Origin of the sequence: Streptomyces monomycini (assembly GCF_022271435.1) — a bacterium.
GTDB classification, from domain to species: domain Bacteria; phylum Actinomycetota; class Actinomycetes; order Streptomycetales; family Streptomycetaceae; genus Streptomyces; species Streptomyces monomycini.
The window spans coordinates 275,416-293,209 of sequence record NZ_JAFIQY010000005.1; the positions used below are offsets into that span (position 1 = coordinate 275,416).

A 17,794-nucleotide genomic window follows, 5' to 3' on the forward strand; every position below is an offset into this window, starting at 1 on the left:
CCGTCGTGGTCCCCGCGCATGCAGGAGTGATCCCATGTTGATGATCTCCGCGCGGGGAAAGAGCCCGTGCTCCCCGAGCATGCGGGTGTGGCCCCCGAAGAACGCACAGACGCCCCCGAAAAGCTCGGCAGCCCTGGCACTGAGGTGGCATACGCCACGCCCAGCGCCAGGGCTGCCTGGCGTCGCACGCCCCTCATGAGGGGACATTTCACCATTACGTACATCCACCTAGCCGCTCATGCGTGCCCCCCCAGATGACATCTGAGAGAAATTGTTGGCACTCAGTGTCTTGTCGGCTGGCACGCGGTGTCATACGTTGATGTTGTCCGGGCGGCCGGCGGACGGCGATCACCGTTCGCCGGCTGTCCCAGCAGGCCACTCGTGCCTGCCCGCCCGGACGCCTGCGTCACAGGCACCCTCACCGCGCTCACCAGCGCTGCCGGAACACCCCTCAGCCGAACCGACGGCATCGCCTCTGCACCACCCCCGACGTTCCCTCAAGCCGTTTCCCTCGACTGGCTTCGCCGGAGGCACACCGTGAACCAGATACTTGACGCGATCCTCGCGCCAGAGAGCACCCGCGAAGACTTCGCCGCTCTGCCCCTGCCCGACTCCTACCGCGCGGTGACCGTGCACAAGGACGAGGCCGACATGTTCGCCGGCCTCGCCACCAAGGAGAAGGACCCCCGCAAGTCGCTCCACATCGAGGAGGTGCCGGTGCCCGAACTGGGCCCCGGCGAGGCCCTGGTGGCCGTGATGGCCTCCTCGGTCAACTACAACAGCGTCTGGACCTCGATCTTCGAGCCGGTGTCCACGTTCTCCTTCCTGGAGCGCTACGGCAAGCTGTCGCCGCTCACCAAGCGCCACGACCTGCCGTACCACGTCATCGGCTCCGACCTGGCGGGCGTCGTGCTGCGCACCGGCCCCGGCGTGAACTCCTGGAAGCCCGGCGACGAGGTCGTCGCACACTGTCTGTCCGTCGAGCTGGAGTCCGCCGACGGCCACAACGACACGATGCTCGACCCCGAGCAGCGCATCTGGGGCTTCGAGACCAACTTCGGCGGCCTCGCCGAGATCGCGCTCGTCAAGTCCAACCAGCTGATGCCCAAGCCGGACCACCTGAGCTGGGAGGAGGCGGCGGCGCCCGGACTGGTCAACTCCACCGCGTACCGGCAGCTGGTGTCCCGCAACGGCGCCGGGATGAAGCAGGGCGACAACGTGCTGATCTGGGGCGCCAGCGGCGGACTCGGCTCGTACGCCACGCAGTTCGCGCTGGCCGGCGGCGCCAACCCGATCTGTGTGGTCTCCAGCGACCAGAAGGCGGAGATCTGCCGGAAAATGGGCGCCGAGGCGATCATCGACCGCAACGCCGAGGGGTACAAGTTCTGGAAGGACGAGCGCAACCAGGACCCCAGGGAGTGGAAGCGCTTCGGCAAGCGCATCCGTGAGCTGACCGGCGGCGAGGACGTGGACATCGTCTTCGAGCACCCCGGCCGCGAGACGTTCGGCGCCTCCGTCTACGTCACGCGCAAGGGCGGCACGATCGTCACCTGTGCCTCCACCTCCGGGTACACCCACGAGTACGACAACCGCTACCTGTGGATGTCGCTGAAGCGCATCGTCGGCTCGCACTTCGCCAACTACCGCGAGGCGTGGGAGGCCAACCGCCTGATCGCCAAGGGCAAGATCCACCCGACGCTCTCGAAGACGTACACGCTGGAAGAGACCGGGCAGGCCGCGTACGACGTGCACCGCAACCTCCACCAGGGCAAGGTCGGCGTCCTCGCGCTGGCACCCGAGGAAGGCATGGGCGTGCGCGACGAGGAGAAGCGCGCGAAGCACATCGACGCCATCAACCGCTTCCGGAACGTCTGATCCGGACGGACGGACCCCGAGAGTACGGACCAACATGACCGAACGTCACAAGGATCGTCCGTGGCTGATGCGGACCTACGCCGGGCACTCGACCGCTGAGGCGTCCAACGCGCTCTACCGGCGCAACCTCGCCAAGGGCCAGACGGGCCTGTCGGTCGCCTTCGACCTGCCGACGCAGACCGGTTACGACCCGGACCACGTCCTCGCCCGCGGCGAGGTCGGCCGGGTCGGGGTCCCCGTCTCGCACCTCGGCGACATGCGCCGGCTGTTCCAGGACATCCCGCTGGAGCAGATGAACACCTCGATGACGATCAACGCCACGGCCATGTGGCTGCTGGCGTTGTACGAGGTGGTCGCCGAGGAGCAGGGCGCCGACATCGCCAAGCTGTCGGGCACCACGCAGAACGACATCGTCAAGGAGTACCTCTCGCGCGGGACGCACGTCTTCCCGCCGGGCCCGAGCCTGCGGCTGACCACCGACATGATCACGTACACGGTGGCGCACCTCCCGAAGTGGAACCCGATCAACATCTGCAGTTACCACTTGCAGGAGGCGGGCGCCACACCGGTGCAGGAGATCGCGTACGCGATGAGCACCGCCATCGCCGTGCTCGACGCCGTACGGGACTCGGGGCAGGTGCCGCCGGAGAAGTTCGGTAACGTGGTCGCGCGGATCTCCTTCTTCGTGAACGCCGGGGTCCGGTTCATCGAGGAGATGTGCAAGATGCGCGCCTTCGGCCGCATCTGGGAGCAGGTCACCCGCGAGCGGTACGGCGTGGAGAACCCCAAGCAGCGCCGTTTCCGCTACGGCGTGCAGGTCAACTCCCTGGGGCTGACCGAGGCGCAGCCGGAGAACAACGTCCAGCGGATCGTCCTGGAGATGCTGGCCGTCACCCTCTCCAAGGACGCGCGCGCCCGCGCCGTGCAGCTGCCGGCCTGGAACGAGGCGCTGGGCCTGCCCCGGCCCTGGGACCAGCAGTGGTCGCTGCGCATCCAGCAGGTGCTGGCCCACGAGTCGGACCTGCTGGAGTACGAGGACATCTTCGCCGGGTCGCACGTCGTCGAGGCCAAGGTCGGGGCGCTGGTCGAGGAGTGCCTGGCGGAGATGGCGCGGATCGAGGAGATGGGCGGGGCGATGGCCGCCGTCGAGTCCGGCTATCTGAAGTCGCAGCTGGTCTCCTCGCACGCGGAGCGGCGGGCCCGGATCGAGGCGGGCGAGGAGAAGATCGTCGGAGTCAACTGCTACGAGTCGACCGAGCCGAACCCGCTCACCGCCGACCTGGACACCGCCATCATGACCGTCGACCCGGACAACGAGGCGGGTGTGGTGCGGGCGCTGCACCGGTGGCGCGACGACCGCGACGAGGCACGGGCGCAGGAGTCCCTGTCGGCGCTGAAGAAGGCCGCGGCCGGTGACACCAACCTGTTCGCCGCGACGCTGGAATGCGCCCGCGCGGGCGTCACCACGGGCGAGTGGTCCTGGGCCCTGCGGGACGTCTTCGGCGAGTTCCGGGCGCCGACCGGCGTCTCGGGCGCGCCGCTGGCCGTCACCGCGGAGGCGGGCACGCCGCTCGCCGCGGTCCGCGCCAAGGTCGAGCGGACCGCCGCCGACCTGGGCACCGGACGGCTGCGGCTGCTGGTCGGCAAGCCGGGGCTGGACGGCCACAGCAACGGCGCGGAGCAGATCGCCGTACGGGCCAGGGACGCCGGCTTCGAGGTCGTCTACCAGGGCATCCGGCTGACGCCCGAGCAGATCGTCGCGGCGGCCGTCGCCGAGGACGTGCACTGCGTGGGCCTGTCGATCCTGTCCGGCTCGCACGCCGAGCTGGTGCCGGACGTGCTGCGGCGGCTGCGCGAGACCGGCGGCCACGACATCCCCGTCATCGTCGGCGGCATCATCCCCAACGCCGACGCGGCGGCCCTCCGGGAAGCCGGAGTGGCGGCCGTGTTCACCCCGAAGGACTTCGGTATCACGGAGATCATCGGCCGTATCGTCGACGAGATCCGTACCGCGAACAAGCTCGACCCCTTGGAGATCCCCGCATGACTGCTGTGAACCGCCTTCGCCCCCGCCGTTCCTGCCTCGCCGTCCCCGGCAGCAACCCGCGCTTCCTGGAGAAGGCCCAGGGCCTCCCCGCCGACCAGGTCTTCCTGGACCTGGAGGACGCCTGCGCGCCGCTGGCCAAGGAAGGCGCCCGGCACACCATCGTGGACGCGCTGAACAACGGCGACTGGTCCGGCAAGACCCGCGTCGTGCGGGTCAACGACTGGACCACGCACTGGACCTACCGGGACGTCATCACCGTCGTCGAGGGCGCCGGGCAGAACCTGGACTGCATCATGCTGCCCAAGGTGCAGGACGCCCAGCAGATCGTCGCGCTGGACCTGCTGCTCACCCAGATCGAGACGACGATGGGCTTCGAGGCGGGCCGGATCGGCATCGAGGCGCAGATCGAGAACGCCAAGGGCCTGGTGAACGTGGACGCCATCGCCACCGCGTCGCCGCGCCTGGAAACCATCATCTTCGGCCCGGCCGACTTCATGGCCTCCATCAACATGAAGACGCTGGTCGTGGGCGAGCAGCCGCCCGGGTACGGCGCGGACGCGTACCACTACATCCTGATGCGCATCCTGATGGCGGCCCGCGCCAACGACCTCCAGGCGATCGACGGCCCCTACCTCCAGATCAAGAACGTGGACGGCTACAAGGAGGTCGCCGGGCGCGCCGCGGCGCTGGGCTTCGACGGCAAGTGGGTGCTGCACCCCGGTCAGGTCGAGGCGGCCAACGAGGTCTTCTCGCCGTCGCAGGAGGACTACGACCGTGCCGAGCTGATCCTCGACGCGTACGAGTGGCACACCTCCGAGGCGGGCGGCAAGAAGGGCTCCGCGATGCTCGGTGACGAGATGATCGACGAGGCCAGCCGCAAGATGGCGCTCGTCGTCAGCGGAAAGGGCCGCGCCGCCGGCATGACCCGTACCTCGAAGTTCGAAGCCCCGGAGGCGTGAGCGCGATGCAGTTCGGCCGTACCTACGAGGAATTCACCGTCGGGGACGTCTACAAGCACTGGCCGGGAAAGACGGTCACGGAATACGACGACCACCTCTTCTGTCTGCTCACGATGAATCACCATCCGCTGCACATGGACAGCAACTATGCCGAGCGGACCACCGACTTCGGCAGGAATGTCGTCGTCGGCAACTACATCTACTCGCTGCTGCTGGGGATGTCGGTACCGGACGTGTCGGGCAAGGCGATCGCGAATCTGGAAATCGAGTCGCTGAAGCACGTGGCGCCCACTTTTCACGGGGACACGCTGTACGGCGAGACGACGGTGCTCGACAAGACGCCGTCGAAGTCCAAGAGCGACCGCGGGATCGTGTATGTGGAGACCAAGGGCTACAAGCAGGACGGCACCCTGGTGTGCGTCTTCCGGCGCAAGGTGATGGTGCCGACCGCCACGTACGTCAAGGAGCGCGGCGGGGAGCAGCCGGGCCGCCCCGAGCTGCGGGAACCGGCCCGGAAGGAGAAGTGAGATGAGCGGACGCCTCGCACAGACCGAGGGCCTGACGGACATCCAGCGGGAAATCCTGTCGACGGTGCGTGACTTCGTCGACAAAGAGATTCTGCCGGTCGCGACCGAGCTGGAGCACCGCGACGAGTACCCGACACAGATAGTCGAGGGGCTGAAGGAACTCGGCGTCTTCGGGCTGATGATTCCCGAGGAGTACGGAGGCCTCGGCGAGTCGCTGCTGACGTACGCGCTGACGGTGGAGGAGATCGCCCGCGGCTGGATGAGCGTGTCGGGCATCATCAACACGCACTTCATCGTTGCGTACATGCTCAAGCAGCACGGCACGCGGGAGCAGAAGGAGTATTTCCTGCCGAGGATGGCGGCCGGCGAGATCCGTGGCGCCTTCTCGATGTCGGAGCCGGCGCTCGGCTCGGACGTCTCGGCCATCACCTCCAAGGGGGTGGCGGACGGCGGGGATTATGTACTGACCGGCCAGAAGATGTGGCTGACCAACGGCGGTTCGTCAACTCTCGTCGCGGTGCTGTGCCGTACGGACGAGGGCCATCCGGAGGGCACCGCGCCGCACAAGTCGATGACCACCTTCCTCGTGGAGAAGGAGGCGGGCTTCGGCGAGGTCCGGCCGGGGCTGACCATCCCCGGCAAGATCGACAAGATGGGCTACAAGGGGGTCGACACCACCGAGCTGATCATGGACGGGCTGCGCGTCCCCGCCGACCGGGTGCTCGGCGGCGAGACCGGACGTGGCTTCTATCACATGATGGACGGCGTCGAGGTCGGCCGGGTGAACGTGGCCGCGCGCGGCTGCGGCGTGGCGCAGCGCGCCTTCGAGCTGGGCGTTTCCTACGCGCAGCAGCGGCACACCTTCGGCAAGCCGATCGCCCAGCACCAGGCAATTCAGTTCAAACTTGCCGAAATGGCCACAAAGGTGGAAGCGGCCCATGCGATGATGGTCAATGCCGCACGCAAGAAGGACTCCGGGCAGCGCAACGACCTGGAAGCGGGCATGGCCAAGTACCTGGCCTCCGAGTACTGCAAGGAGGTGGTGGAGGACGCGTTCCGCATCCACGGCGGCTACGGCTTCTCCAAGGAGTACGAGATCGAGCGCCTCTACCGGGAGGCACCGATGCTCCTCATCGGTGAAGGTACCGCCGAGATCCAGAAAATGATCATCGGTCGACGGCTACTGGAGGAGTACCGAATCCAGGGGTGAACGCCCGATTTGGGGTGTTTTATTCAGGACGAAGATCACACCCCGTCATCGCGCTTCGGCCACGGATTGGCTCTGGCTCTTGGCCAGTTGCCGCTCGCAACCGATACCATCCCGGGAAAGCCGCCGTCCCCCATTGCATATGCGGCATCCTCCGCTACGAAGGTCATCCATGCCCCACAGCCAATCCTCTGCACAACGCGGTCGTGTCCGCCTCGCGCGCGGAGCGTCGCCGTGGCTTCTGCCGACCGTCGCGACGGCAGCGGTCAGCCTGGCCCGTTCCCGTCGCTCGGGACGCTGGGCCGCCGCCGCCGTCCCCGCCACCGCCCTGGCCGCGGGCATGCTGTGGTTCTTCCGCGACCCTGAGCGGGAGATCGCTCAGGGCCGGGTCATCTCCCCGGCCGACGGCGTGGTGCAGAGCATCATGCCGTGGAAGGACGGGCGCACCCGCGTCGCGATCTTCATGAGCCCGCTGAACGTCCACGTCAACCGCGCGCCGCTGGCCGGCACGGTGACGTCCGTGGAGCACATCCCCGGCGGGTACGTCCCGGCGTTCAACAAGGAGAGCGAGAACAACGAGCGGGTGGTCTGGCACTTCGACACCGAGCTCGGCGACATCGAGATGGTGCAGATCGCCGGCGCCGTGGCCCGCCGTATCGTCCCCTACGTGCCCCAGGGCTCGAAGGTGGAGCAGGGCGAGCGCATCGGCCTGATCCGCTTCGGGTCGCGCGTCGACGTCTACCTCCCGGCGGGTGTCGAGGCCGCGGTCGAGGTCGGCCAGGCCACCACCGCGGGGGTGACACGCCTTGACCGTGATTGATCCCGACACACAGCCCGGCTGGGTCGCGGAGGTCGAGGAGGACGACGCGGCCGACGACATGCCGCTGTCGACGCGGTTGTCGATAGCGGACACGCTCACGCTCGGCAACGCGATCTGCGGCTTCATGGCCGTCTACTTCACCACCACCGGCGTGCTGATCCCGCACCTGACGGGCAACGAGGACGGCGGGATGGCCCGGCACAGCGCCGCCATGGCGGTGATCCTGATGCTGCTGGCCTCCATCTTCGACCTGTTCGACGGACTCGTCGCGCGCAAGCTGCGGGCCTCGGCGATGGGGGCCGAGCTCGACAACCTCTCCGACCTGATCAGCTTCGGGCTGGCGCCGGCCTACTTCGTCGTCACCTGGGGCATGGTCGCCCCGGACTCGCACCAGCGGGTCTCGGTGGTCGCCGCGGTGGTGGTGCTGCTGGCGGTGATCCTGCGGCTGGCCCGGTTCTCCTGCGTGACGCTGCGTGACGGCATCTTCCAGGGGATGCCGAGCCCGTTCGGCGCGCTGACCGTCGTGGCGATCGTCCTGCTGGAGCTGCCCTTCGTGCCGACGCTGCTGGCGATCGTCGGGGTGGCCTGGCTGATGGTGAGCCGGGTCGAGTACCCGAAGCCGCGGGGGCGGCTCGCGGTGGCGATGCTCAGCTGGATCGTGCTGAGCATGGGGATGCTGGCGGCCTGGGCGCTGGACGCCCCCGGCGGTCAGATGCTGCTCCAGACCGGCTGCTCCCTGCAGATCGTGCTGGGCGCGATGATCCCGGTCTTCGCGACGGCCCGCCGGGTCAACACCTTCCGCGACAACCGCCGTGAGGCGCGCAGCGCGCAGATTCAGTAGCGGTGTCCGGTCCCCGGACCGGAAAGGCCCCCGCCGAGCGCAAGAGCTCGGCGGGGGCCTTTTGTCGTATCCGGGTGCACGGGGGCGCAGGGGGCGCATCGTGAGGCCGCTGAGCCCCTCGGCGCGCTCCCTGGCCCGTACGTCAGCGCCTCACAGCAGGAAGTCCCGTCCCAGCGCTTCCGCTGCCCGCTCCAGGAGCGGGCCCGCCTCGGCCATGCAGCGGGCCGGGTCCGGCTCCAGGTCGGTCAGCGGGTAGGCGCGGCGGATGCCGGCCCGGCCCAGGGCCTCCGGCGGCAGGGCCAGGCGGCCGCAGACCGCCGCCACCTCCAGGCCCGCCGCGCGGGCCGCCGCCGCGACGCCGGCCGGGGCCTTGCCGTGCAGGGTCTGCGCGTCCAGTGAGCCCTCGCCGGTGACGACGAAGGTGGCACGGGCCAGCGCCGGACCGAAGCCCAGCACCTCCAGCATGACGTCGATGCCCGGCCGGAAGGCGGCCCCCAGGCCGACCAGGGCGCCGTAGCCGATGCCGCCCGCCGCACCCGCGCCGGGCGCGGCGGCGTGCTCGGCGGCACGGGGCCCCACCGCGGTCTCCAGGACCTTGGCGTAGTGGGCCAGGGCCGCGTCCAGTGCCGCGACGTCCTGCTCGTTCGCGCCCTTCTGCGGCCCGTAGACGGCGGGAGCGCCCTTGGGCCCGGTGAGCGGGTTGTCCACGTCGCTGGCGAGGACCACCTCCGTGCGGGCGAGCCGCGGGTCCAGGCCCGAGAGGTCGGCGGTGGCCAGGTCGCGCAGCGGCCCGCCGCCCGGTGCGAGCGGTGCCCCCGCGGCGTCCAGGAAGCGGGCCCCGAGGGCGGCGAGCATGCCGGCGCCGCCGTCGGTCGTGGCGCTGCCGCCGACGCCGAGGACGAGGGTGGTGGCGCCCGCGTCCAGCGCCGCGCGCAGCAGCTCGCCGGTGCCGTACGTGGTGGCCGTGAGCGGCGCGAAGCGGCCCTCCGGGAGGTGCTGGAGGCCGGACGCCTCGGCCATCTCGACCACGGCCGTGCCGTCCTCGCGCAGCGCGAAGGTGGCCGTGACCGGCTCGCCGGTCGGGCCCGTGACGCGTGCCCGGTGCCGGGCGAAGCCCGCCGCCAGGGCGGCCGCGACCGTGCCGTCGCCGCCGTCCGCGACCGGGACGGACTCCACCGTCAGGCCGGGGACGGCCCGGCGCAGCCCGGCGGTGACGTGCCGGGCGACCTCGGTGGCCGTCAGGGAGCCCTTGAATTTGTCCGCGGCGACCAGGACCCGGGGTGCCCGGTCCCGGTCCGCCGCCGGTGTCCTTGCTGCGTCCGCCACTGTTTCCCCTTGCTTTCGAACTGGCAGTCGCGCCGCTGCGACCTTATCCGGCGCGGGCCGCGGCGAACAGGGACCGGTGACGCCGGACGGCGCGCCCATCCGGCGAAGCATCGTTTTTCCGGCCATAGTGGGACGCCATGAGCGTGCAGACGTCCGAGGAACCGACGCCGAATTCCGAGCCGGGAAACACGGAACACGATCCGCCGCCCGATCTGATCCTGGTCGGCGCCGGGGTCGCCGCGGTGCTCGCGGTGGTGGCCTGGGCGGCGCTGGGCAAAAAGAATTTCGAATCGGTCACCGACAGCGCGCTGAATTGGGTGCTGGGCAATTTCGGCTGGCTGTTCGTGGTGGCCGCCGACGTCTTTCTCGTCCTGTGCTTCCTCATCGCCTTCAGCCGGTTCGGCCGTATCCGGCTCGGCAAGGACGACGCGGAGCCGGAATTCGGCAATCTCGCGTGGATCGCGATGATGTTCAGCGCCGGTATGGGTATCGGCCTGATGTTCTACGGCGTGGGCGAACCGCTCCAGCACTACGTCACCCCGCCGCCCTCCAGCGGCGTCACCCCGCACACCGGCGCCGCGGCCCGTACCGCGCTGGAGTACTCGTTCTTCCACTGGACCCTGACCCCGTGGGCCATCTACGGCATCGTCGGCCTGGCCCTGGCCTACGCGGGCTTCCGCAAGGGCCGCAGCAACCGGCTCAGCTCCGCCTTCGTCCCGCTGATCGGCGAGCGGCGGGCCGGCGGGCGGCTGGGGCACCTGATCGACCTGCTGGCCGTCTTCGCGACCGTCTTCGGCACGGCCACCAGCCTGGGCCTCGGCGCCCTCCAGGTCAGCAAGGGCCTCCAGCTCACCACCGGCACGGCGGACAGCACCGCGGTCCAGCTGATCATCATCGTCGCGCTCTCCGCCGCCTTCGTGGCGTCCGCCTTCTCCGGTCTGCACAAGGGCGTCAAGTGGCTGTCCACCCTGAACATCGTGCTGGCCGCGCTGCTGATGCTGTTCGTCTTCGTGCTCGGCCCGACGGTGTACGTGCTGGACAGCATCCCGGCGAGCGTCGGCGGCTACCTCAACGACCTGCTGCCGATGGCCTCGCGCACCGGCGCGTTCACCGACGCGAGCTGGCTCGGCACCTGGACGATCTTCTACTGGGCGTGGTGGCTGTCCTGGGCCCCGTTCGTGGGCACGTTCATCGCCCGTATCTCGCACGGGCGCACCGTACGGGAGTTCCTGATCGGCGTCCTGCTGGTGCCCAGCGGCGCGACGATGATCTGGTTCTGCGTGCTGGGCGGCAGCGCGATCCGGCTGGACGCCAGCGGCCTGGCCGACCTCGCGGGCAACGCGAAGGACGCGGAGGCGTCGCTGTTCGGCATGCTGGACGCGCTGCCGGCCGGGACCGTCACCTCCTGGGTGGCGATGATCCTGGTCATGACGTACTTCATCACCAGCGCCGACTCCGCGTCCCTGGTGATGGGCTCGCTCACCAGCCGGGGCGCGCTGCATCCGCGGACGTGGCTGGTGGTCACCTGGGGCATCCTGATGGCCGCGGTCGCCGCGGTGCTGCTGGTGGCCGGCGGGCTCGGCGCGCTCCAGACGGCGACGATCCTGGTCGCGCTGCCCTTCGTGTTCGTGATGCTGGCGCTGTGCTGGGCGCTGCTGAAGGAGCTGCGCGAGGACCCGGGCGCCGGTCCGGCGCGGCACCAGGCGATGCACGGGCTGCGCCACGCGGTCCGCACCATCGTCGGCGAGACGATCACCGAGCAGGGGTCGACCCGGCACCCACGGCTGCGGCGGGCGGCGGACGCCAAGCGGACGGGGGACGATGCCGGCCCGTCCGGGCAGGGACCGACGGGGACGTAGGAACGGGAGCCGGGAAGCGCCGGGGGACGGGCCGGGGTGGATCACCCGTTCGGGTGCATTCGGCCGGGGAAGGCGTCCGGACCCCGAGCCTGGGGATGCTCCGGACAAGGGTGAGGCGGGCTGGGCGGGGGCCGGATGAGGCGGGCCGGGTGAGGTGGACCGGGTGAGGTGGACCGGATGAGGGGACCGGATGAGGCGCAGGCGGGTGAGGGGGGCTGGATGAGGCGTGGCGGATGAGGGGGCCTGATGCGACGGCGCGACGTGTTCGTGGCCGCGACGGCGGCCGGTGCCGCGGCGCTGCTGCCCGCGGCCGCCGACGCGCGCGGCCCGCGACCGTACACCGAGCGCTACCGCGGCCGGACGATCCGCGTCGAGGCCCCGCAGGGCCGCACCCGGGTGACGATCGACGGCCGTGAGCTGCGACTGACGCGGATGGGCGAGGACGCCTACCTGTCCCCGCTGTGCCATTACGGGTTCGACCGGACCCCGCTCGACGCCGCGCGCCGCGCCGTACGGCGGCTGCGCGGCGCCCGGCTGCTGCCGTCCCCGCCGCCGCGGTCATGGCCGGAGCCCGTCGTGCCGGCCGGTCCCGCCACCCCGAGCCGCCCGCACGTCCGTAAGAACCACCTGGCCCTGACCGCGCGGGAGCGACACCGCTTCGTGCGGGCCGTCCTGGAGGCCAAGCGCAGCGGCGTGTACGACGCGCTGGTCGCCGTCCACATCCGGGCGAACTCCCACGACTACATCCACCGCGACCACGGGTACCGCACCGCGCACCTGACCCCTTCACTGCTCCCCTGGCACCGGCAGTTCCTGCTGTACTTCGAGCAGGCGCTGCGCGCGATCGACCCCGGCGTCTCCCTGCCGTACTGGGACTGGACGAGCGACCGCGGCCGGGACTCGGCGCTGTGGGCCGACGACTTCATGGGCGGTGACGGGCGGCCCGGCGACCGGCAGGTGATCTCGGGCCCCTTCGCCCGGCGCAACGGCTGGCGACTGCGGGTCAACGCCCGGCCCACCGGCGACGACGTGGCGTGGGCCAACGGCTACTACACCCAGGACGACCGGGACTTCCTCACCCGCGCGCTGCGCCCGCCCGGCGTCCTGTCCACGGCCCGCCAGTTGGAGGCGGCCCTCGCGCTGCCCGTCTACGACTGCCCTCCGTGGAACCACCTGAGCGGCGAGAAGCCGCCGTACCCCAGCTTCCGCAACCACCTGGAGGGCTACGCGAAGTTCCCGTGGGAGCGGGACTGGGGCAAGCTGCACGGTTCCGCGCATGTCTTCGTCGGCGGCCACATGGACTTCGTCGCCTCGCCCAACGACCCGGTGTTCTTCCTCCACCACTGCTTCGTCGACAAGATCTGGGCCGACTGGCAGCGCCGGCATCCCGGCGTACCGCACTACCTCCCGCTGGAGCCCGCCCGGGACGTCCCCGGCCTGCACACCCCGCTGCCCCCCTGGCACACGATGACGCCCGCCGACCTCCTCGACCACACCCCGTACTACCGCTACGACGCCTGAGGCGCCGCGGCGGCCCGGTGAAACGCTCCGCGGGGCCGCCGTCCGGCCCGGCTACGCTCACCGCATGACCACGGACTACGCCACCTATATCGCCGGTCTTCCGCGTGTGCTCGCGGGGGCCGGTGTCATCTTCCGCGACGCCGACGGCCGGGTGCTGTACGTCGAGCCGAACTACCGCGACACCTGGAACCTGCCCGGCGGCACCGTCGAGTCGGACGCGGGCGAGTCACCCCGCCAGGCCGCGCGGCGGGAGACCGCCGAGGAGATCGGCCTGGACATCGAGCCGGGCCCGCTGCTGGCCGTCGACTGGGTGCGTGGCACCGGCCGGCCGCCGCTCGTGTCGTATCTCTACGACGGCGGAGTGCTGGACGCGGACCAGTTGGCGGCCGTCCGTCTCCAGGAGTCGGAGCTGCTGTCCTGGTCCCTGCTGGCCTGGGAGGAGGCCGAACCGCGGCTGTCGCCGTCGATGGCGCTGCGGATACGGGCCGCGCTGGACGCGCTGGCGCGGGGCCGCGGGCCGGTGGAGCTGGAGGACGGGGTGGCGCCCGCCGCCCCTTGACCTCAAGTCCGCTTGAAGTTGCATCGTCGCCGTATGACGTTTCTCCCGGATTCCGCGGTCCGGCCCGGCCGCCTGGCGGTGGGCGTGCTGCTGCCGTCGCCCGCCGTGCGGCGGGAGCAGAAGCTTCCGCTCACCGAGGCGGCCCGGCACGCGGAACTGGCCGGGCTCGACCTCGTCGCGTACGGGGACCGGCCCGCGGCCGGCGCGGCGGCCCTGGACACCGCGGTGGTGCTGGCGGCGGTGGCCGCGGCGACCGAGCGGATCACCGTCGTCGGCACCGGGTACGCGCCGGGGCTCCGGCCGCCGTCCCAGGCCGCCGAGCAGATAGCGGGCCTCCAGCACGTCGCGGACGGGCGGCTGGTTCTGGGGGTGGGGACGGACGGCGGCCGGGAGCGGTGGACGGCCGCGGGCGTTCCGTACGAGGAGCGGGAGCGCCGGACCGACGCGGCGCTGCGGCTGCTGCCCCGCCTGCTCGCGGGCGAGCGGGTGCCGCTGCCGTACGGGCCGGGGTACCCGGTGGTGGAGCCGGAGTTCGCCGTGCGGATGCCGCCGGTCTGGATCGCGGGCACCTCGCGCACCGCGGTGCGGCGGGCCGCGCACCTGGGTGACGGCTGGTTCCCTTCCCTGACGTCGGCCGCCCAAGTGGCCGAGGGCTCCGTACAGTTGGCCGAACTCGCCGCCGCACTCGGCCGCCCGGCCCCGGCCGTCACCGTCGGGACGACCGGCGTGCTCGGTGCGGAACCGGGTCTGCCCACCGCCGCGGACCTCGCCGCGGACCTCGCCTCGGCCCACGGCTCCCCGCCCGGGCGTTTCGCGGATGTCCCCGTGACGGGCGGCCCCCGGGAGGCGGCGGAGCGCCTGCACCGTTACTGCGGGGCCGGAGTCACCCGCGTCCTGATGGACATCGCGGGCGGCGACTGGCGCCATCAGGTGGAGCTACTGGCAGACGTACGGGCCCTGTTGCGCTGAGGGACCCGGCTGCCGCTGTCGGAGGCGGGGCGCTCTACGCTGCCCGCATGGAGAACACAGCGGCCACCCGGGCGGACGGGACGCAGGAGAACTACTGGACGAGGAGCGGCGCGGCCGCCCTGGCCGAGGTGCCCGGGGTCGTCGGCGTGACGCTCGGCGGCAGCCGGGCCCGGGGTACGCACCGGCCGGACTCCGACTGGGACCTGGGGGTCTACTACCGGGGCGAGCTGGGCCTCGCGGGCCTGGCGGACCTGGCCGCCCAGATCACCGGAGCGCCGGTGGAGATCCACCCGCCGGGCGCGTGGGGTGCGTGGGTCAACGGCGGCGCGTGGCTGGTGATGCCGGACGGCACCCCCGTGGACTGGCTCCTTCGGGATGCCGACCGGGTGGAACGGGTGTGGCGGGAGTGTCAGGCGGGCCGGTACGAGATCGGTGCCCAGGTCGGGCACCCACTGGGCTTCTGGTCCCCCGCGTACGCGGGCGAACTGGCCCTGTCGCGGGTACTGGCCGACCCCACCGGCGAGCTGGGCCGCCTCAAGGAGGAGATGCGGGTGTACCCGGAGCCGCTGCGCGCCGCGCTGACCGGGACGGCGGTATGGGACGCCGGATTCTCCGTGACCGTCGCGGGCAAGTCCCGGACGTCCGCGGACCCGCTGTACGTGGCCCTCTGCCTGTCACGGGCAGTGGGCGACCTGACCCAGGCGCTGCACGCCCACCACCGGACCTGGTGCATCAACGAGAAGGGCGCGCTCGCCGCCGCCGCGGCGATGCCCGGCACACCGCCCGGGTTCGCGGAGCGGGCGAGCGCCCTGCTGGGCGAACTGGGCCGTACGGAGGCGGAGCTGGCGCGGTCGCTGGAAGCGGCGGAGCTGCTGGTCGCGGACGTCCGTGCCGTGGTCGAGGGCGGCGTCTGAAAGCCTGGCCGCCGGAACACCCGCACACCCGCGCACCCGCACACCCGACGCCGGTACAGGCTGCGCCGCTCGTTCCCCGGGGCTTCAGCCGAACAAAGCCTGCTGCCCGCCCGGCTCCGCCGCCCCCGGCCCTCCCCCGGCCCCGCCCCGCTCGAAGTCCAGCAGGCGGCGCTTGCGGTCGAGTCCGCCGCCGTATCCCGTGAGGCTGCCGCTCGCCCCGATCACGCGGTGGCAGGGGATGACGATGCCGATCGGGTTCTTCCCGTTGGCGAGGCCCACAGCACGGGCGGCGGAGGGCTGACCGAGGCGCGCGGCGAGCTGCCCGTACGAGAGCGTCCCGCCGTACGGGATGTCGCACAGGGCGGCCCAGACGCGGCGCTGGAAGGGCGTCCCCCGGGGTGCCAGGGGCAGGTCGAAGGCGGTGAGCGCGCCGTCGAAGTAGGCGCGCAACTGCCGCACGGCCGCCGCGAACGGCGCGGCCTCCAGGTCCTCCGGCGGTCCGAAGGACTCCTGCGGCGGGCGGTGGCGCTGGTCGGTCATGTAGAGGCCGGCGAGGGCTTCGCCCTCGGCCACCAGGGTCAGCGGGCCGTACGGGGTGTCGGTCAGGACGGCGTGGCAGCGCTCGCCGCCGGTACGGGTGGGCACGGGATCGGACATGGTGGCCTCAGTCGGTGGGGAGGTGGTTGATGGGGTGGTCGTCGGTGGCCCACAGGTACTGGACGGCGTACGCGCGCCAGGGCCGCCAGCGCGCCGAGTGCCGTATGAGCGCGGCAGGGGTGGCCGGCAGTCCGAGGCCGGCCGCGGCGCGGCGCAGGCCCAGGTCGGTGGGGGTGAAGGCGTCGGGGTCGCCGAGGGCGCGCATGGCGACGCACTCGACGGTCCAGGGGCCCACGCCGGGCAGCGCCGCGAGCTGGGCGCGGGCCCGCTCCCGGTCGCTGCCGACGCCGAGCTGTACAGCGCCGTCGGCGAGGGCCGCGATCATGCCGGTGAGGGTGGCGCGCCGGGTGCGCGGCATGGCGAGTGTTTCCGGGTCCAGTCCGGCCAGCTCGGCGGCGGAGGGGAACAGGTGGGTCAGGCCGCCCGCCGGGTCGTCGACCGCGCGGCCGTGCGCGGTGACCAGTCGGCCCGCGTGCGTACGGGCCGCGGCGGTGGACACCTGCTGGCCCAGTACGGCCCGTACCGCGAACTCGTCCGCGTCCGCGGTGCGCGGCACCCGACGCCCCGGCGCCTTGCGGACGAGCGGCGCCAGGACGGGGTCCTCGGCCAGCAGCCCGTCGACCGCCTCCGGGTCGGCGTCCAGGTCGAGCATCCGGCGGCAGCGGGCGATGGCCCCGGCGAGGTCGCGCAGGTCGGTGAGGGACAGCCGGCAGTCGATGTGGCCGGGGCGCGGGGACAGGGCGACGATGCCGTGCCCGTACGGGAGGGCCAGCGTGCGCCGGTACGCGCCGTCCCGCCACTCCTCGACGCCGGGTACGGCGGTCGCGGCCAGGTGGCCGAAGAGGTTGTCGGGGCAGAGCGGCTGCCGGAAGGGCAGCCGCAGGGCGAGCGCGCCGGGCAGGGCCGAGGCGGCTCCGGGCCGGGCGCGCCGCCGCAGCTCGGTGGGGGCGAGCGCGAACACCTCCCGTACGGTGTCGTTGAAGGTCCGGATACTGGCGAACCCGGCGGCGAACGCCACGTCGGCCATGGGCAGTTCGGTGGTCTCGACGAGCAGCCGCGCGGTCTGGGCGCGCTGCGCGCGGGCCAGCGCGAGCGGCCCGGCACCCAACTCGGCGAGCAGCTGCCGTTCGACCTGGCGGGTGCTGTAGCCGAGCCGGGCGGCCAGGCCGGGTACGCCTTCCCGGTCGACGACGCCGTCGGCGATCAGCCGCATGGCGCGCGCCACGAGGTCGGCGCGCTCGTCCCACTGCGGCGAGCCGGGGCTGGCGTCCGGGCGGCACCGCTTGCAGGCGCGGTACCCGGCCTGCTGAGCGGCGGCGGCACTCGGGTAGAAAGTCATGTTCTCGGGCTTGGGCGGCACCACCGGGCAGCTGGGACGGCAGTAGATACGGGTGGTGCGCACCGCCGTGTAGAACCACCCGTCGAACCTGGCGTCCTTGGACCGCACGGCGCGCAGACAGCGCTCGAAGTCGGTGTGCATGCCTCCAGGATCCGGCAGCCACCAGGGTTGGGCTGGCGGTTTTCCGACATCAGCGTCCGCTGACCAGTCCGGCCGCCGGCGACCTGCCGGGTGGCATACGGCACGCGCCGACGATTTGCGCCGGGCCGGGGGCGGTGTGCGAGAGTTGACCACCCGGTCGGCCGGGCGCGCACGGGTGCGCAGCCGCTGCCGGGACCCCCTCCTTCAGACGAACGGTTCCGGCCGCGCCTCCA

14 protein-coding genes and 1 pseudogene are annotated in these 17,794 nt (G+C 71.8%); 12 read left to right on the plus strand and 3 right to left on the minus strand.

The annotated features are described in order from the left end of the window. Nucleotides 1–537: 537 nt before the first annotated feature. From ccrA to pssA, 7 genes and pseudogenes are all read left to right on the plus strand, one after another. Nucleotides 538–1,875, plus strand: coding sequence for a crotonyl-CoA carboxylase/reductase (gene ccrA, locus JXZ78_RS09105; RefSeq protein WP_030020420.1), 1,338 nt, complete (start codon nucleotides 538–540; stop codon nucleotides 1,873–1,875). A gap of 13 nt (nucleotides 1,876–1,888) precedes the next feature. Continuing rightward, nucleotides 1,889–3,922: pseudogene (locus JXZ78_RS09110) on the plus strand (ethylmalonyl-CoA mutase); the annotation flags it as partial. Beyond that, nucleotides 3,919–4,881, plus strand: a complete 963-nt coding sequence (locus JXZ78_RS09115; RefSeq protein ID WP_030020418.1) for an HpcH/HpaI aldolase/citrate lyase family protein — start codon at nucleotides 3,919–3,921, stop codon at nucleotides 4,879–4,881. The pseudogene JXZ78_RS09110 and the gene JXZ78_RS09115, both read left to right, overlap by 4 nt. Nucleotides 4,882–4,886: 5 nt before the next feature. Further along, entirely contained in the window at nucleotides 4,887–5,408 is a 522-nt protein-coding gene (locus JXZ78_RS09120) for a MaoC family dehydratase (RefSeq protein WP_030020417.1), read from the plus strand. 1 nt (nucleotide 5,409) lies between these two features. Continuing rightward, nucleotides 5,410–6,618 carry an acyl-CoA dehydrogenase family protein gene (locus JXZ78_RS09125; protein WP_030020416.1) on the plus strand — a complete coding sequence of 403 codons (1,209 nt, stop codon included), beginning with the start codon at nucleotides 5,410–5,412 and terminating at the stop codon, nucleotides 6,616–6,618. Nucleotides 6,619–6,787: 169 nt separating this feature from the next. After that, nucleotides 6,788–7,435, plus strand: coding sequence for a phosphatidylserine decarboxylase (locus JXZ78_RS09130; protein ID WP_030020415.1), 648 nt, complete (start codon nucleotides 6,788–6,790; stop codon nucleotides 7,433–7,435). Further along, the gene (gene pssA, locus JXZ78_RS09135) at nucleotides 7,422–8,276 is read left to right on the plus strand and encodes a CDP-diacylglycerol--serine O-phosphatidyltransferase (protein WP_030020414.1); all 855 of its coding nucleotides are present in this window, start codon (nucleotides 7,422–7,424) and stop codon (nucleotides 8,274–8,276) included. The genes JXZ78_RS09130 and pssA overlap by 14 nt, the downstream gene beginning before the upstream one ends. Before the next feature lie 150 nt (nucleotides 8,277–8,426). Here the strand turns inward: pssA and JXZ78_RS09140 are convergent, their stop codons facing one another. Then, complete coding sequence (locus tag JXZ78_RS09140) at nucleotides 8,427–9,602, minus strand: glycerate kinase (protein WP_050502516.1); 1,176 nt, start codon at nucleotides 9,600–9,602, stop codon at nucleotides 8,427–8,429. Between the two features lie 137 nt (nucleotides 9,603–9,739). Between JXZ78_RS09140 and JXZ78_RS09145 the strand changes: the two genes are divergently transcribed. The 5 genes from JXZ78_RS09145 (at nucleotide 9,740) to JXZ78_RS09170 (ending at nucleotide 15,424) form a co-directional block, all read left to right on the plus strand. Beyond that, the gene (locus tag JXZ78_RS09145) at nucleotides 9,740–11,461 is read left to right on the plus strand and encodes a BCCT family transporter (protein ID WP_030020412.1); all 1,722 of its coding nucleotides are present in this window, start codon (nucleotides 9,740–9,742) and stop codon (nucleotides 11,459–11,461) included. A 246-nt stretch (nucleotides 11,462–11,707) separates the two neighbouring features. After that, the gene (locus JXZ78_RS09155; protein WP_372498406.1) at nucleotides 11,708–12,982 is read left to right on the plus strand and encodes a tyrosinase family oxidase copper chaperone; all 1,275 of its coding nucleotides are present in this window, start codon (nucleotides 11,708–11,710) and stop codon (nucleotides 12,980–12,982) included. A gap of 64 nt (nucleotides 12,983–13,046) precedes the next feature. Then, entirely contained in the window at nucleotides 13,047–13,541 is a 495-nt protein-coding gene (locus JXZ78_RS09160) for an NUDIX domain-containing protein (RefSeq protein ID WP_030020410.1), read from the plus strand. Between the two features lie 33 nt (nucleotides 13,542–13,574). After that, nucleotides 13,575–14,510 carry an LLM class flavin-dependent oxidoreductase gene (locus tag JXZ78_RS09165; protein WP_050502515.1) on the plus strand — a complete coding sequence of 312 codons (936 nt, stop codon included), beginning with the start codon at nucleotides 13,575–13,577 and terminating at the stop codon, nucleotides 14,508–14,510. Nucleotides 14,511–14,557: 47 nt separating this feature from the next. Beyond that, the gene (locus tag JXZ78_RS09170) at nucleotides 14,558–15,424 is read left to right on the plus strand and encodes a nucleotidyltransferase domain-containing protein (RefSeq protein ID WP_078624288.1); all 867 of its coding nucleotides are present in this window, start codon (nucleotides 14,558–14,560) and stop codon (nucleotides 15,422–15,424) included. A gap of 84 nt (nucleotides 15,425–15,508) precedes the next feature. Here JXZ78_RS09170 and JXZ78_RS09175 read toward each other — a convergent pair whose 3' ends face one another. After that, the gene (locus JXZ78_RS09175) at nucleotides 15,509–16,081 is read right to left on the minus strand and encodes a methylated-DNA--[protein]-cysteine S-methyltransferase (protein ID WP_033037932.1); all 573 of its coding nucleotides are present in this window, start codon (nucleotides 16,079–16,081) and stop codon (nucleotides 15,509–15,511) included. A gap of 7 nt (nucleotides 16,082–16,088) precedes the next feature. Continuing rightward, complete coding sequence (locus tag JXZ78_RS09180) at nucleotides 16,089–17,561, minus strand: DNA-3-methyladenine glycosylase 2 (RefSeq protein ID WP_030020406.1); 1,473 nt, start codon at nucleotides 17,559–17,561, stop codon at nucleotides 16,089–16,091. Between the last annotated feature and the right edge of the window lie 233 nt (nucleotides 17,562–17,794).

Bases quoted from the DNA above. Each gene is read 5' to 3' on its own strand.
- JXZ78_RS09180 (WP_030020406.1), bottom strand. From the start codon at position 17,561: ATGCACACCGACTTCGAGCGCTGTCTGCGCGCCGTGCGGTCCAAGGAC.
- JXZ78_RS09160 (WP_030020410.1), top strand. From the start codon at position 13,047: ATGACCACGGACTACGCCACCTATATCGCCGGTCTTCCGCGTGTGCTC.
- JXZ78_RS09175 (WP_033037932.1), bottom strand. From the start codon at position 16,081: ATGTCCGATCCCGTGCCCACCCGTACCGGCGGCGAGCGCTGCCACGCC.
- JXZ78_RS09145 (WP_030020412.1), top strand. From the start codon at position 9,740: ATGAGCGTGCAGACGTCCGAGGAACCGACGCCGAATTCCGAGCCGGGA.
- JXZ78_RS09120 (WP_030020417.1), top strand. From the start codon at position 4,887: ATGCAGTTCGGCCGTACCTACGAGGAATTCACCGTCGGGGACGTCTAC.
- JXZ78_RS09115 (WP_030020418.1), top strand. From the start codon at position 3,919: ATGACTGCTGTGAACCGCCTTCGCCCCCGCCGTTCCTGCCTCGCCGTC.
- JXZ78_RS09170 (WP_078624288.1), top strand. From the start codon at position 14,558: ATGGAGAACACAGCGGCCACCCGGGCGGACGGGACGCAGGAGAACTAC.
- JXZ78_RS09165 (WP_050502515.1), top strand. From the start codon at position 13,575: ATGACGTTTCTCCCGGATTCCGCGGTCCGGCCCGGCCGCCTGGCGGTG.
- JXZ78_RS09155 (WP_372498406.1), top strand. From the start codon at position 11,708: ATGCGACGGCGCGACGTGTTCGTGGCCGCGACGGCGGCCGGTGCCGCG.
- JXZ78_RS09125 (WP_030020416.1), top strand. From the start codon at position 5,410: ATGAGCGGACGCCTCGCACAGACCGAGGGCCTGACGGACATCCAGCGG.
- JXZ78_RS09130 (WP_030020415.1), top strand. From the start codon at position 6,788: ATGCCCCACAGCCAATCCTCTGCACAACGCGGTCGTGTCCGCCTCGCG.